This is a genomic window from Burkholderia sp. Ac-20384 (assembly GCF_017104605.1).
GTDB classification, from domain to species: Bacteria; Pseudomonadota; Gammaproteobacteria; order Burkholderiales; family Burkholderiaceae; genus Burkholderia; species Burkholderia lata.
Genome location: NZ_JAAGPE010000615.1, coordinates 1 through 1,967 on the forward strand (window position 1 = coordinate 1; position 1,967 = coordinate 1,967).

At 61.0% G+C, this 1,967-nt stretch carries 1 protein-coding gene; it reads left to right on the plus strand.

Annotated features, from left to right (window positions below; all coding sequences use genetic code 11):
- The first annotated feature begins 169 nt into the window (after positions 1 to 169).
- Positions 170 to 1,879: an integrase gene (locus G3O00_RS42305; protein ID WP_241025608.1), complete on the plus strand. Its 1,710-nt coding sequence runs from the start codon at positions 170 to 172 to the stop codon at positions 1,877 to 1,879.
- Positions 1,880 to 1,967: the final 88 nt, after the last annotated feature.

Consider the following 1,967-nt stretch of genomic DNA (forward strand, 5'->3'; position numbering starts at 1 on the left):
CGATGCCGCATACCTTGCTCGAGATCGAGCGTGAGCTCTCTGTCGGCGATCCGGCGCTGGTCCGTGCGGCGATTTTCGCGCTCGTGTATGCAGGGCACGTGGACGCGGTTGATCTGCGTACCGAGCCGCTGTCGTTGCTGACGCGCTTCGTCGCAACCGAGGCGGCATGATGGCACGTCGCAAGCCGGAATTTCAGACACTGGATCCGTCGTCCTGGCCGACCATCGCGTGGACCGAGTTTGATGCTGTCGAAAGGGAATCGATCCAGGCGCGTATGGCATCGATCGAGCAGTATGCGCGTGGCGCTGCGATCAAGGAGATTGAGCAGAGCACGGGAGTTAACCGACGACAACTTTATCGCCTGCTCGAGCGGGCACTCGCAGCGCACCCGGACGGTCGCCTCTATGGCTTTCGCGCGCTGGTCTTGCACGCCCGCGTTGCCGATTACGTCCGTTTGAGTCCGGTGAAACCGAACGACGAACGCGGTATCCGCGGCGCCGCCGGCGCGCTATCGCAGCTGTTCGAGCGATTCCCGGTGCTCGCGGCGTGGCTGCGGCTGCAAATAAAGCAGCGTCGCGTGGCGTTGATCGAGATCCGTACCGGCGGCGAATTGCGCACCCGCTTGAGCGGCCTTCAAGGACTGCATGCCAGTTTTCTGTTGCACTGTCGCCAGTGCGGCCTCACGCCTGCCGATTATCCGTTCAATACGGCGAGCCACGCGATCCGATCGCTCTCGGCCCGCGTCAAAAGCGAACTGCTGAGCGAATTCGGCATCGCTGCGCGAGCCGCTGGCGCGGCGCATCTGAAAGGCCTGCCGAGCAGCGATGAATTCGCTGCGCCCGCCGCGACGCGTCCTTACCAGGTCGTTGAATTCGACGGGCACCGGCTCGATATCCGGCTCAAGATCGTGATGCTCGATCCGCTCGGTTTTACGCACGAGTTCGAAATCGAACGCGTCTGGTTGCTGGTGATCATTGACGTTTGCACACGCGCTGTGCTCGGGCATCACCTCGTTCTGGCTCGCGAATACAGCCGTTACGACGTCATCAAAGCGATCGAATCGGCGCTCGAGCCGCATCGAGCCCGGTCCTTCACGATTTGCGAACTCGACTACGGTCCCATGGATGGGTACTCGTCTCAACGCATGCCGGAGCTGGCGTACGTGACGTGGGAGCGCATCAAGCTCGACAACGCTAAGGCGAATCTCGCCACCGAGACGCTCGCCGCTTTATGTGAGTTCATTGGCTGTCAGGTCGCGGCCGGACCGAAGCACAGTCCGGATGAGCGTCCTTACATCGAGCGGTTCTTTGGCACGATCGCCACCCGGTTGTCCTCGCGCTTGCCGGGCTACACCGGCGGCCATCCTCGCGATTTGCGTCGCGCTTTGTCGGACCCAAAGGGGAATCTGCGCTTGTTCGTATCCTTCGACGAGCTCGACGAGTTGGTCGAATACGCAATTGCGAGCTACAACGGCACGCCGCACACCGGACTCAACAACGTCTCGCCGCTCGAGGCGATGGAATCGTTCGTCCGTGGCCGACATACGCTCGTGAACTGGTTGCCGGAGCCTCGCCGTCGCACGCTGTGCCTGATGCAGTCGGCGAAGCGCTGTCGTGTCCACGCCTATCTGAATCAGGGTACCCGACCGCATATCAACCTCTATGGTGTACGGTACTCGAGTCCCGTTCTGGCTTGCAGCACTGAGCTCATCGGTAAGCAGCTGCTCGTCTACCTGAACGCGGACGACTTGCGCAGTGTCCGTGCATTCCTGCTCGACGGCACCGAATTAGGTCTCCTCGACGCGCAAGGTGCGTGGCACGTCGTGCCACACAACCTGACCTTGACCCTGTCTCGATTCCACGTACAGCAAGAAGTTTGATAACTTTTTGACTGTATGGAGAACAGAATGGCAGAGAACGTGGTGCCGAGAAGGCAATACACGCAGGAATTCAAGGTGGAGGCGGTGC